The sequence below is a fragment of the Rhodococcus sp. WY5 genome (assembly GCF_018588185.1).
Classification (GTDB): domain Bacteria; phylum Actinomycetota; class Actinomycetes; order Mycobacteriales; family Mycobacteriaceae; genus Rhodococcus_F; species Rhodococcus_F qingshengii.
In genome coordinates this window covers 6244461-6256510 of the sequence record NZ_JAAMPR010000001.1, presented here as the reverse complement: position 1 = coordinate 6256510, position 12050 = coordinate 6244461, and the positions used below count along the sequence as shown (strand labels likewise).

Here is a 12050-nt window from a genome sequence, read left to right as displayed (position 1 = left end):
GAAGGTCACTTCCCCGGAGGGACGATCAACACCGGCCGATGACTGTGACGCAGAACATGATCCGCGACGCTGCTCTGCAGTAGCGACCGCAAACCCGTGGTGCCACGGGTGCCGGTCACGATGATGTCGACGTCCAATTCGTCTGCGGTTTCGCAGATTGCAGACCAGATCGCGGATCGGCACTCGGCGCTTCTGCCTTCGACGGTCAGGCCTGCGGCCTCGGCCAGTGCGACGCCCTCGGCGAGGGTGACTTTGGCGTCGGTGTAGGCGATGTCCTCGACGTCGTCGTCGGGAACCCACTCCGGTTGCATCACCCCGGACAGGCCGGACATGCGAGCGGCCTGGCGAACCATGGGCTCCCAGGCAGTGACGAGAACAGCACGATTGGCGGAGAGGAAACGCCCCGCATAGTCGACTGCACGCTTGGCGTTGTCGGAACCGTCGTACGCGATGAGCATCAGACCTTGTGGCATCACGACCTCCTCGTCAGCGGGGGAATCGGTTCTCTTCCAGGCTACCGTCCCGATGTGCCCGTGAGGGAGTGTATGGGTACCGGGTCCGTTACGGTCGAGGTATGCGGATCAAGTTTCTGAAGGCTGCAACGACCATTGCATTGTGCGGAGGGTTGGTTGCGGGATGCTCGGGCGAAAACGGGACCGCCGATCCGGTTTCGAGCGCCCCGACCAGCACCAGCACCGAGATCACGTCGACGTCTGCGGCATCGAGCTCCGCACCCGTCGCCGCATCGTGCGGTAGCGACCTTCTAGCCTCGCTGTCCTTGCGTCAGAAACTTGCCCAGCTGCTCAACGTCGGCGTCACCGGGACCGACGACGCGTTGTCGATAGTGCAGAACGAGGAGATCGGCGGTATCTTCGTCGGAAGTTGGACCGATCAGTCGATGCTCACCAATCGCGAAGTGCCGCAGGTTGCTTCGGCGTCGAAGTTGCCGTTGATGGTGACGATCGACGAAGAAGGTGGACGGGTTTCGCGCGTCGCGGACATCCTCGGGCCCGATCCGTCGGCCAGGGAAACGGCGCAGACCATGACAGTGGAACAGACGTACCAGATGGCACTCGAGCGTGGACGCGGTTTGAAGGATCTCGGGATCACCGTCAACTACGCCCCCGACGTCGACGTCAGCAGCCAACCCGACGACTCCGTGATCGGGGACCGCTCGTACTCCGACGACCCCCAGACCGTGGTTGCCTACGCCGGTGCGTACGCGCAGGGGATGCGCGACGCCGGAATCTTCCCGGTGATCAAGCACTTTCCGGGGCACGGCAGCGCGTCGGGTGACTCGCACCGCGGTGAGGTGACCACGCCGCCGCTGCAGGATCTGATCGCGTCGGACCTGATTCCCTTCCGTGAGCTGTCGGGAACGGGAGTCGGCGTCATGATGGGTCACCTCGAGGTTCCCGGTCTGACCGAGCCCGGTACCCCTGCCAGCATCAGCCCCGCAGCCGTTGCGTTGCTTCGCGACGGAGTGGGTTACGGCGCAGCGCCGTTCACCGGCCCGGTATTCACCGACGACCTCAGCGGAATGCAGGCGATCACCGACCGATACGATATTGCCGACGCGGTTCAGGCTGCGCTGGTGGCTGGAGTCGATCAGGCATTGTGGCTGACCACCGACGACGTTCCGCGGGTTCTCGATCATCTCGAGCAGGCCGTCGCGTCGGGTGAGCTTCCGCAGACGCGGGTCGATCAGGCTGTGGTCACAGTTGCCGCTGCCAAAGGTGCCGTGACCTGCTGAGTCGAAGTCAGGATTCGACGCGCAATCTTACCGTAGAGTAAGATCGACATTTACCCTGTGGTTGGAGGAAGCATGGCCGGCGGTACCAAGCGACTGCCACGCGCAGTGCGTGAGCAGCAGATGCTCGACGCGGCTGTGGACGTGTTCTCCGACAGGGGGTTTCACGAAACTTCGATGGACACCATCGCAGCCAAAGCCGAGATCTCGAAGCCGATGCTGTACCTGTACTACGGCTCGAAGGAAGAGTTGTTCGCGGCGTGCATTCATCGTGAAGGGCTCCGCTTCCTCGAGGCCCTCGCCCCGGCCGGCGCGCCGAACCTGACTCCGCGTGAACAATTGCGCGCCGCTCTCGAGGGCTTCCTCGGGTTCGTGGGCGCAAACCGCAAGTCGTGGATGGTGCTCTACCGTCAGGCCGTCGGGCAGCAGGCTTTTGCGGGAACCGTGCAGTCCAGCCGCGATCGGTTGATCGAGTTGACCGCGCATCTGCTCGAGTCCAGCACCAAGGATCCTGATGCCGCGCATGATTACGGGATCATCGCCATCGCGCTCGTCGGCGCCGGTGAGGCGGTAGCCGACCGGGTCGCGGGTGGGGAAATCGAAGTGGATGCCGCAGCGGATCTACTCGAATCCCTCGCGTGGCGCGGTCTGTCGGGCAAGAAGAAGTCCGAATAGCTCTCAAACCAATCTGAGCGAACGTACCTTTCAGCGCATCCAAGGCGCCGAAAGGTACGTTCGCTCAATTGGGGCGGGTGGGAACCCGACAAAACTCAGGTCAGCGCAGCGTCGCAGTGACGTGCGGGTAACCCTTCTTCGGGTGGCGCAGTGACAGATCCCAGCCGTCGTCGGTGCGATCAGCGTAGGCATTCAGCGTCGCCGGTAGCAGAATCGGCTTCCCGAAACGCACGCTGTAGGTGACCTTGTCCGCGACGGACCCCTCGACGGTCCGCAGAACTGCCGCGGCACTCCACATTCCGTGAGCAATGGTCTTCGGGAAACCGAAAGCCTTCGCGCCCAGAGACGAGACGTGAATCGGATTGCGGTCGCCGGAGACAGCGGCGTACTTGCTGATCGTGGTCTGGTCGACGCGGATGGTGCTCATCGGCATCGGCGGGACCTCGTCGGCCTTGGGCTCCGGACCGGGCTGGCCGGACAGGGAGGTCTTCTGCTGGTTCAGGAAGCTCGAGGTCTGTCGCCAGACCAGTTCCCGTCCCACCCGAATTTCGGTGACCACGTCGATCAGCAAGCCTTTGCGGTGCTCACGCAGGTTCTCGGCATGCACCGAGAGGTCAAGCGGTTCGCTGACGGAGATGGGCCGCAGTGATTCGATGACGTTCTCGGCGTGAACGGAGCCGACGGCGGCGAAGGGGAAGTCCTTCGACACCATCAGCTTCATCACGGTCGGGAAGGCCAAGGTGAAGGGGTACGTGATCGGCAGAGTGTCGCCGAACCGCAGTCCGGTCACGCGGCAGTACGCCGCCAGATTGTCGGTGTCGACCTTCAGTCCGGTGAGGGTGAAGGTCTGCTGTGGCACCGAGCGCGAGTTGGACTTGTTCCACGGCAACAATCCCAGTACCGCGCGGGAGTAGATGTCGAGGGTCTTCGGCTGCTCGGTGAGCGCGACGGTCTTTGTTGCCATCATGCGCCCAGGAGGCTCTGGCCGCAGACGCGAACGACCTGTCCCGTAACGGCATTGGAGGCCGGGCTGGCGAAGTATGCGACGGTCTCGGCGACGTCGACGGTCTCGCCGCCCTGCAGGAGCGAGCTCATGCGGCGGCCGGCTTCGCGGGTGGCGAAGGGGATGGCTGCGGTCATGGCGGTCTCGATGAAGCCCGGTGCGACGGCGTTGATGGTGATGTTCTTCTTCGCCAGGACGGGAGCTTCGGCGTGTACGAGGCCGATGACGCCGGCCTTGGAGGTGCCGTAGTTGGTCTGCCCGCGGTTGCCCGCGATGCCGGCGATGGAGGAGACGTCGACGACGCGGCCGCCTTCCTTGAGAGCGCCCTTCTCGACGAGGTGCTCGGTGATCTTCTGCGGTGCAAGAAGATTGACGTTCATGACCATGTTCCAGCGGCCCTCGTCCATGTTGGCGAGGGTCTTGTCGCGGGTGATGCCGGCGTTGTGGACGATGATGTCCGCTCCACCGTGACGCTCGAGGAGGTGAGCTGCGAGGACCTCGGCTGCGTCGGCTGCCGTGACGTCGAGGGCGAGGGACGTGCCGCCGACCTTGTTCGCGGTCTCGGACAGCGCTTCGCCGGCGGCCGGGATGTCAGCGCAGACGACGTGCGCGCCGTCGCGGGCCAGGACCTCGGCGATGGTGGCGCCGATACCGCGGGCTGCGCCGGTGACGACGGCAACCTTGCCTTCGAGCGGCTTGTCCCAGCTTGCGGGCGCGACGGAATCTTCAGCGCCGACGACGATGACCTGGCCGTCGACGAAGGCGGACTTTGCCGAAAGGAGAAAGCGCAGAGTCGATTCCACGCCGGAGAGTCCGGTGGATGCCTTGGGGGAGACGTAGACCAGCTGAGCGGTGGAGCCGCGCTTGATCTCCTTGCCGACGCTGCGGGTGAAGCCTTCCAGAGCGCGCTGCGCGACATGCTCGTCGACGCTCGACGTTTCTTCCGGCGTCGTGCCGAGAACGACGACGCGAGCCGACGGTGCGAGGTTGCGGATCACGGGCTGGAAGAACTCGAACAGCTGCTCGAGCTCGCTGACCTGAGTGATTCCGGTGGCGTCGAACACGAGTCCACCGAAGCTGCTGTCGTGTGCCTGAGCCGCCGGGTAGTCGGAGAGCAGTACGCGAAGTGGTTCTGCGAGTCGACCCTTGCCGCCGATGAGGACAGGTCCGGCGAGTGCGGGTTCTCCTGCTTTGTATCGACGCAGGTTCTCGGGCCTGGGCAGGCCGGCCTTCGACGCGATGAATGCGCCGGGGGCGGACGAGAGGAACTGTGAATAGAGGTCGGGAGCTCCCTTGCTGGCTGCCACGGTCCTACCTTCTGTTGTGTTTCGGGTTGTCTCTCACCGGGCAATCGAAAGAATGCGGCGATAGACAAGTAACTTACTACTGAGTAAGAATAGTCTTCAACAGCTAATCGCACCATCCTTGGAGACGCAAGTGACAAGCAAAGCCCGTTCAAATGCAAAGCCCGCCGCACCGCGCACTGCACCGGCCGCAGCCGCTGCAAATTCTGCAGGTCAGCGCCGTCCGGTTGCGATCGTCGGCGGAAATCGCATTCCCTTCGCACGCTCGGACAAGGCGTACGCACAGGCGTCCAACCAGGACATGTTCACTGCGACGCTCGACGGTCTGGTGAGCCGATTCAATCTGCAGGGCGAGAAGCTCGGCATGGTCGTCGGCGGTGCGGTGCTCAAGCACAGCCGTGATTTCAATCTCATTCGCGAGTCCGTTCTCGGCAGCGCGCTGAGCCCGTACACGTCGGCGTACGACCTTCAGCAGGCGTGTGGCACGGGACTGCAGTCGATCATCGCCGTCGGCGACGCCATTTCGGCCGGCCGCATCGATTCCGGCATCGGCGGCGGCACGGACACCACGTCCGACGCCCCGATCGGCGTCAACGATCAGGCGCGCGAGTTCCTGCTCTCCCTCAATCGCGCGAAGTCCACGGGCGACCGCATCAAGCTGCTCGGCAACGTCCGTGCGGGCATGCTCGGCCTGGAGATTCCGCGCAACGGCGAGCCTCGCACCGGCAAGTCGATGGGTGACCACGCTGCGATCACCGCCAAGGAATTCGGCATCAAGCGCGAGGACCAGGACGAACTTGCCGCTGCCAGCCACAAGAACATGGCAGCTGCCTACGACCGCGGCTTCTTCGACGACCTCGTCACCCCGTTCCTCGGCCTGACCCGCGACGACAACCTCCGTCCCGGTTCGACCGTCGAGAAGCTGTCGACGCTCAAGCCCGTCTTCGGTACCAAGCTCGGCGACGCGACGATGACGGCAGGCAACTCGACGCCGCTCACCGACGGCGCTTCTGCAGTGCTCCTCTCCACCGACGAGTGGGCAGCCGAACGCAATCTTCCGGTTCTGGCGCACCTCGTCGATTCCGAAACCGCTGCCGTCGACTACGTCCACGGCAAAGACGGGTTGCTCATGGCTCCCACGTACGCGATCCCGCGTTTGCTGGCCCGCAACGGTCTGACCTTGCAGGACTTCGATTACTACGAGATCCACGAAGCCTTCGCTTCGGTGGTTCTGGCAACCCTGCAGGCCTTCGAGTCGGACGAGTACTGCAAGGAACGTCTCGGCCTCGACGGCGCATTGGGATCGATCGACCGAAGCAAGCTCAATGTCAACGGATCGTCCTTGGCTGCAGGTCACCCGTTCGCGGCAACCGGCGGACGTATTGTGGCTTCCCTCGCAAAGATGCTCGCGGAGAAGGGTTCGGGCCGCGGCCTGATCTCGATCTGTGCGGCCGGTGGCCAGGGTGTCACGGCGATCATCGAGCGGTAACCGCTCCACAATCTCCCCATGCGACTGAAAACTGCGCTCACCTGCAGTGATCGTCGCGAGGGGATGCGTAATCGGGGATCCGGCCACGAGGGGTGGCCGGATCCCCGAACTCTTTGCAAACTTTTTCGCGCAGGCGTGTAACGCTGCAGAATAGCTACCGATATTCATGACAGCCCCGTGTTGCTGCCTGACCCCCGACCTGGCAGCAGCGCGGGGCTCTCGTATGTCCGGATATCCTGTACTGAGTTGTCGGTGAGCGCCGCAGCGACGGTTGATGCAGCGAGGAGCCAACAGGTGAGTGACGAAGAGGGTCCGTCCGTCGAGAAGACGAACAGCGAGGACTCGTCCCTCCCGGAACAGGAACTCGAGTCGGTCGAGGAACCTCAGGCGGTCGAAGAGACCGAGTCGGTCGAGGAAACGCAGTCGGTCGAGGAACCCCAGTCGGTCGAGGAACCCGAGGCCCCTGAGGACACCGAGGCCGTTGTCGAGGCTGAATCAGTAGAACCTGAACCAGCCGAAGCACCAAGGCCTGTCGACGAAGAAGCAAGCGATTCCACGGAAGCGACAGTCGACGAATCGGCAAACGAGGTCACCACCGTCATCCCTGTCGTCCCAGCGGAGGACGCACCGCCGACGGAATTGGTCGACTCGGCTCCGGCGACAGAAGCCATCGACGAGCAGACAGAGCAGTTCGAGCCCCCGGCAGTGGTGGTTCCCCCGAAGCCGCCGCGTCCCGAGTTCGTGCAGCAGTACGACACCCAGCAACTCGAACCCATCCAGCAGCAGTACGAGCCTGTTGTCCGAGAACCAGAGGTAGTTGCACCCCCGGCGCCGCAACAACCGGTGGCGCCCGCTTCGCAGTCTTCCCGCAAGTGGGTCAAACCGGCGATAGCAGTCGGCGCCATCTTTGCCGTCGCAGCGATTGCCTACGGAGTGGACATCTTCACCTCGTCCGGGAAGACACCACGCGGCACTCAGGTTGCCGGGGTGGACATCGGTGATCTCACGCCCGCCGACGCGGAAGCCACGCTGCGCGCCCAACTCGGCCCGAGGCTCGTCGAACCGGTAGCGGTACATGCAGGCGGCGTCGACTCCGAGATCGTTCCCGCGTCTGCGGGTGTGGACGTCGACTGGTCGGCGACGCTGTCGGGCGTGAACGCTCAGCCCATCAACCCGATCACCCGCATCACGTCGTTCTTCGGCTCCCGCGAGGTGCCCGTGGTGTCGGCAATCGACCAGGGTGCGTTGGATGCGTCGATGGCGCAGCTCGCGGCGAACAGCGATCGTGCGCCCGTCGAAGGTGCAGTCGTGTTCGAGAACGGGAAGGCGACTGGTGTTTCGCCCGCTGCCGGTCAGGCGCTCGAAACGCAGCAGGCGGGTTCGACCTTCGCCGCTGAATGGTCCGATGGTGGCGTCGTCGATCTTCCGGTCGACGAGGTTCCGGTGACGGTCACTCAGGCCGGTGTCGATCGTGCGCTGCAGGAGATCGCTATTCCAGCTGTCTCGGGTGACGTCGTGGTCAACGGCCGTGACGGCAAGGTCGCGACACTCGGCGTCGATCAGATCGGCGAGTTTCTGACCTTCACACCCGACGGCTCGGGTGGGCTGACTCCGCAGTACAACACGGATGCTGCGATCAAGATTCTGACTCCGCAGTTGGCGTCGACGGAAGTACAACCCAAGGACGCGTCGTTCACCTTCGCCGGTGGCAAACCGTCGGTTGTGCCCGGTGTCGTCGGTGATCTGATCAACTGGCCGGACACGGTCAAGGAACTTCCGGTTCTGTTGGGCAGCACGGCTTCTCGGGCAACGCCCGCCGTTTACGGACCGGTCCCGCCGGCGTTGACCACCGAAGCCGCGGAGGCCCTCGGCATCAATGAGGTGATCGGCGAATTCACTACCGGTGGTTTCGAATACGCGTCTGGTGTGAACATCGGCCTGGCCGCGTCGGAGATCGACGGGGCCGTGATCAAGCCCGGTGACACGTTCTCGCTCAACGAGTACACGGGCCCGCGCGGTGCGGCGCAGGGATACATCGAGTCGGGGATCATCAACAACGGTCGCCCGGACAAGGCTGTCGGCGGCGGTATCAGCCAGCTCGCGACGACGCTCTACAACGCGACGTATTTCGCAGGTATGGAGGACGTCGCGCACACCGAGCACAGTTACTACATCTCGCGGTACCCCGAGGCTCGTGAGGCGACCATCTTCGATGGTGCGATCGACCTGCAGTTCCGTAATCCGGCGAAGACCGGCGTGATGATCGAGACGATTGCGACGTCGTCGAACATCACCGTTCGGATCTGGGGAACCAAAACTGTCGATGTCACGTCGACGACCGGCCCGCGGACGTCGCCGACGTCGCCGAACACCGTGACCTTGCCGGAGGGGCCTGGCTGTGTGGCTTCGAGCGGTGCGCCCGGGTTCACGGTCAGCGACACTCGCGTGATCACCGACCACGCGAGTGGCGCCGAGATTTCCTCGAACACCCGGACCGTCAAGTACGACCCGGTGCCGATCGTGAAGTGCGAGTAGGGAACTACTTGCCGACGAGTGGGGCGAGGGTGCGGCCCGCGAGGTCGACGATGCCTGGCTCTTCGCCGTTCGTGATCAGGTTGATCACGACGCCGTCGATGCCCTGGTCGAGGATGCGCGTCTGAACCTGCTCGGCGACGTCGTCCGGGCTGCCGACGAAATGGCGTTCGGTGGCCTTGGCGACCACGTCTTCCGGCGCCGTGGTGATGTCGAGGCCACGCTCCGCGAGAAACGTTCGCTGATGGGCGCGAGCCTTGTCGCCGTCCTCGTCGATCATCATGAACGTGAGGAAGCTGGTCTCGAGGGTTGCGGGATCGCGACCGGCTTCGTCGCAGCGTGCCGCAAGTGCTTCCATCTTGCGCGGCAGTTCCGACGGGTCGCAGATGATGTTGAGGTGATCCGCGAAGCGAGCGGCGAGGCCGAACGTCTTTTTCTCACCGCCACCGCCGAGCAGGATCGGCAGGTCGTCGCGGACGCGAGGCTCGTTGATGGCGTCCTTGACGTGGTACCACTTGCCGTCGAAGGTGGGGCGATCACCGCGGAGCATCGGCGCGATGATCTGCAGTGCTTCGTCGAGTTTCTGGAAGCGCTCGGTGAACGTTCCGAACTCGTATCCGAACGAATTGTGTTCGAGTTCGAACCAACCGGCGCCGATGCCCAGGATGGCCCGACCGCCGCTCACCACGTCGAGGGTGGTGACGGTCTTGGCGAGCATGGGCGGATTGCGGTAGGTGTTTCCCGTGACCAGTGCAGACAACTGGATGGTCTCGGTGGCCGTCGCCAGCGCGGAGAGCGCCGAGTAGGCCTCGAGCATCGGGGCGTCCGGCGCTCCGATTCCGGGGAGTTGGTAGAAGTGATCCATCACGAATGCAGTGTCGAAGCCTGCGGCTTCGGCTTCGCGGGCCTGCGCTATGACGGTGGGGAAGAGGTCCTTGACCGGACCGCCGTAGCTGAAGTTGGGCATCTGGTATCCGAGGCGAGTGCTCACCGTTTCGACGTTACTCGCGATCGGTTGACCTGGCACGATTTTACCAACTCTATGGATTCCGTTGTGCTGGGCAGACTTTCCGGAAGTCAGAGAAGTTCTTCGGCCGCGTCGCGTCGCTTGGCGCGCTGCTGGTGAAGTTTGACGACTGCGATTGCGATGCCACCGCCGATGATGGCGCCTACCAGCGCGCCGACCCAGGTTGACGATTCTTCGTACGAATCGAATTCGAGACGGGCCATGATTCCGACAGCGGCCACGAGGTAGAGCGCGATGCTGATCACCACGCGAGGGCGGCCGTAGGTGGACAGCAGGTACACGTCCACATCGCGGCGCTTCGCATAGATGATCGTGATCAACGAGCCGAACAACGCAACGATCAGCAGGGCGAGCGAGATCCACGCCCCTGTTCGGCCGGCGACCCAGGGCAGAATCGCCGAGCTGACGAATATTGCCCAGAAGACACTCTGGAGTCCCACCGCCGAGGCTTCGTTCCAGACGTCGCGCTGACGCTCGTCCTTGTAGAAGTCGTCGTCCAGATCTCCGACGAACCGCATTGCCTTCATCATGGTGCTCATGCCGTCTCCTCTGGAATTTCTGTGGTGAGTTCCGATTCGGGTAAGGGGAAGAGCGCTTCGACGGTGGTCCCCAGCGCCAGGGCCAGGCGAAGTGCCAGGTAGACACTCGGTGCATAGTCGCCGCGTTCGACGGAGACGATGCTCTGTCTGCTCACCTGACCTGCCGTGGCCAGTTGCGCCTGGGTGAGGCCGGCGAGGCGTCGGTGCTCCCGCACGTTGTTGTCGCCAGCCTTTCCAGTCATGCAAAAAGTAAAGAATACTTGTCACTAGATGTCAAGTTTGCTTGTCATATGAGAGGCCGAAGAGCATGCGTGAACGATTTCTCGAGATCGCCCTGGCCAATCCGGTGGTCGCAACGATCGTGGATCGTGCGCCGAAGCTGGGATTGCCGGAGTGGTACCTGACGGCGGGTGGGCTCTTCCAAACCGTCTGGAATCACATCGACGGCCGTGACCTCGGCGCCGGGATCAAGGACTACGACCTCTTCTATTTCGACGCCGGCGATCTGAGCTACGACGCGGAGGACCGTGTGATTCGTTCGGCGGCAGAACTGTTCGCCGATGTGGATGCCGATGTCGAAGTACGCAACGAAGCCCGCGTGCACCTGTGGTACGAGCAGCATTTCGGGATTCCCGGCGTTCCGTTCACCAGTTGCCGCGACGCTGTCGACCACTTCGCTTCCACAACTTGCTGTTTCGGGATCACCAAGGGATCAGACGGCACCGTCGACGTGTATGCCCCGCATGGATACGACGACCTTTTCGACATGATCGTCCGCCCCAATCCGGTACTGGCGCCGAGAGAGGTTTACGAGGCCAAGGCAGCACGGTGGCGCAGGGAATGGCCTGCGCTGACCGTGGAGCCTTGGCCGGAGACCCTGACCTAGACTTCGATCGGCGGATGCAGCCTGTCCATGGTCCATTGCCGATTTCGGCGTGAGAGGCGTGTCTTCCCTGGTCGCAGTGCGTCCGCCACGGCCACGAACTGTGGCCGATCCGTGTCGACCCTGCTGTCTCGTCCGTCCGTGCATGGAGACAACCGGCCGGATTCAACGCATCCAGCTGTAGTTCTGGTAGTTGAACCCCCGCAAGACCTTGCGCCTTTCGGAATCGTCTGCGCTAATTTCACGAACTTTCAGTGTGCTGCGACGTTCATCCATGATTGTCTGGGTCCCCTCATGGTGAAAATCTCTTCCGATATTTGGTGGATTGTTTCTAATACTTTACGTCTAATTCTTTAGTGCTAATAAGGTTTCTCCAATGTGAATAGCAATCATCACTAACAAATGAACATTCTACGGTGAAAGTGTGGTTTGTCTATGTGACTTTTCGTGCAACGTGCGATATATCGGAATATTTTCTGCTCGACGACTGTCGAGGCTTTTCAAACTTCTCGACTATTTGGATTGTCGGTTTAAACGCTTTGCATTCGATGCTCGAAATTTCATTGAGAAAAATATCGAGGTTGGAAGAAAAATTTCTAGAACCTGTTCCCGGATGGACAAAATGTGAGTACAGTGACTCACGTCACCAGAGCTTCGGGTCCTGTTCAATGCGAGCTCTCACCAGGGCATTCCCTTTTAGGGAAAGCTGTAGCCCTGCGAGCAGGGCCATAAATGCGAAGTTGGCGATAGCCCCGAAGATAGCAGGTCGGTTGGTGATAAGAGATGGTCAGAACAGATCGGGTTGGAGCGTTAAGGACTCCGCGCTCTCGCCTATGAATTGAACGCCT

The 12050-nt window shown here is 62.5% G+C and carries 11 protein-coding genes; 5 read left to right on the top strand and 6 right to left on the bottom strand.

Features of this window, described 5'->3' with window-relative positions:
• Positions 1-5: 5 nt before the first annotated feature.
• On the bottom strand, positions 6-473 hold the full coding sequence (locus tag G4D79_RS28950) for a universal stress protein (protein ID WP_003945900.1): 468 nt from the start codon (positions 471-473) through the stop codon (positions 6-8).
• A 101-nt stretch (positions 474-574) separates the two neighbouring features.
• Between G4D79_RS28950 and G4D79_RS28945 the strand changes: the two genes are divergently transcribed.
• Positions 575-1753 (top strand): glycoside hydrolase family 3 N-terminal domain-containing protein, encoded by a 1179-nt coding sequence (locus tag G4D79_RS28945; protein WP_099696981.1) that lies wholly within the window; start codon positions 575-577, stop codon positions 1751-1753.
• Positions 1754-1825: 72 nt separating this feature from the next.
• On the top strand, positions 1826-2425 hold the full coding sequence (locus tag G4D79_RS28940) for a TetR/AcrR family transcriptional regulator (protein WP_003945885.1): 600 nt from the start codon (positions 1826-1828) through the stop codon (positions 2423-2425).
• 100 nt (positions 2426-2525) lie between these two features.
• Here G4D79_RS28940 and G4D79_RS28935 read toward each other — a convergent pair whose 3' ends face one another.
• Both G4D79_RS28935 and G4D79_RS28930 read right to left on the bottom strand, forming a co-directional pair.
• Positions 2526-3389 (bottom strand): MaoC/PaaZ C-terminal domain-containing protein, encoded by an 864-nt coding sequence (locus G4D79_RS28935; RefSeq protein ID WP_099696980.1) that lies wholly within the window; start codon positions 3387-3389, stop codon positions 2526-2528.
• The gene (locus tag G4D79_RS28930) at positions 3389-4735 is read right to left on the bottom strand and encodes a 3-oxoacyl-ACP reductase (RefSeq protein ID WP_003945596.1); all 1347 of its coding nucleotides are present in this window, start codon (positions 4733-4735) and stop codon (positions 3389-3391) included. Before G4D79_RS28930 ends, G4D79_RS28935 begins: the two co-directional genes overlap by 1 nt.
• Positions 4736-4865: 130 nt before the next feature.
• Between G4D79_RS28930 and G4D79_RS28925 the strand changes: the two genes are divergently transcribed.
• Positions 4866-6221, top strand: coding sequence for an acetyl-CoA C-acetyltransferase (locus G4D79_RS28925; protein ID WP_003945465.1), 1356 nt, complete (start codon positions 4866-4868; stop codon positions 6219-6221).
• 294 nt (positions 6222-6515) lie between these two features.
• Positions 6516-8756, top strand: coding sequence for a VanW family protein (locus G4D79_RS28920; protein WP_099697077.1), 2241 nt, complete (start codon positions 6516-6518; stop codon positions 8754-8756).
• Between the two features lie 4 nt (positions 8757-8760).
• On the opposite strand, the gene G4D79_RS28915 is transcribed toward G4D79_RS28920, so the two are convergent.
• From G4D79_RS28915 to G4D79_RS28905, 3 genes are all read right to left on the bottom strand, one after another.
• Complete coding sequence (locus tag G4D79_RS28915) at positions 8761-9744, bottom strand: LLM class F420-dependent oxidoreductase (RefSeq protein WP_180279551.1); 984 nt, start codon at positions 9742-9744, stop codon at positions 8761-8763.
• An 86-nt stretch (positions 9745-9830) separates the two neighbouring features.
• Positions 9831-10319, bottom strand: a complete 489-nt coding sequence (locus G4D79_RS28910; RefSeq protein WP_003945861.1) for a hypothetical protein — start codon at positions 10317-10319, stop codon at positions 9831-9833.
• Complete coding sequence (locus tag G4D79_RS28905; RefSeq protein ID WP_007734566.1) at positions 10316-10561, bottom strand: helix-turn-helix transcriptional regulator; 246 nt, start codon at positions 10559-10561, stop codon at positions 10316-10318. Before G4D79_RS28905 ends, G4D79_RS28910 begins: the two co-directional genes overlap by 4 nt.
• A gap of 65 nt (positions 10562-10626) precedes the next feature.
• Between G4D79_RS28905 and G4D79_RS28900 the strand changes: the two genes are divergently transcribed.
• On the top strand, positions 10627-11205 hold the full coding sequence (locus tag G4D79_RS28900) for a nucleotidyltransferase family protein (protein WP_099696979.1): 579 nt from the start codon (positions 10627-10629) through the stop codon (positions 11203-11205).
• Positions 11206-12050 lie beyond the last annotated feature (845 nt).